This is a genomic window from Corynebacterium sp. CCUG 70398, from assembly GCF_024454055.1.
GTDB lineage: Bacteria > Actinomycetota > Actinomycetes > Mycobacteriales > Mycobacteriaceae > Corynebacterium > Corynebacterium genitalium.
Genome location: NZ_JAGPYZ010000027.1, coordinates 1 through 616 on the forward strand (window position 1 = coordinate 1; position 616 = coordinate 616).

The 616-nt window shown below is 57.0% G+C and carries 1 pseudogene; it reads right to left on the reverse strand.

Features of this window, described 5'->3' with window-relative positions:
• Positions 1 to 45: 45 nt before the first annotated feature.
• A pseudogene (locus KBX07_RS11330) lies at positions 46 to 616 on the reverse strand (IS256 family transposase); the annotation flags it as partial.

Genomic DNA, 616 nt, shown 5'->3' on the forward strand with positions numbered 1-616 from the left:
AAATGTGTGTCTGGTCGGCGTGTCGCGGGTTGGGCACACTTTCTGTTATTTGAGGGGCCCTTTTCTGATTCCTATCGAGTGTTCGTAGTCGGTTGGGATAGCGTTGTCGTAGAAGGCTGGTCGGCCTGTTTGGTGGTCGGCTTTGTTTCGGTCTTCTGAGACAAGGTCGGGAACTTTGGCGAGTTGATCTTGTCCGTAACCGCACTGCCTGGCGATCTTTAACGGGTCGTCAGGCAGATGCGTTTTCGAGTGCAGGTACCACTCGAGCATCTTGCGCTGCCGCTCTCCTGATCTACCGCGGTGGGCGTCAGCGATGCGTTTGAGTTGGGCGTTGACACCGCCTTCAAGACTGTTGGTGGTCGCTGCCCACCGGTTAGGTTCGAGCGCTTCTGGCGGCGGTTGCAGGTAGGTGAACAGCCAGTTGCTGCGCGATAAGTACAGAAGCGAGTGATACGCCTTGCGCACTCGGATGTGGGTCCATTCCCACTGGTGGTTAAGGGTGCGGCGTTCTTTGGACACCGGAGTTTTCTCGTCCAGGAAAGCCTTGAAGACCTGGCCGAAGTCGTGCAGGCGCAGTGTCCATTCCCTGGCTTGGTCCAGGTTGGTGATCTTGGTC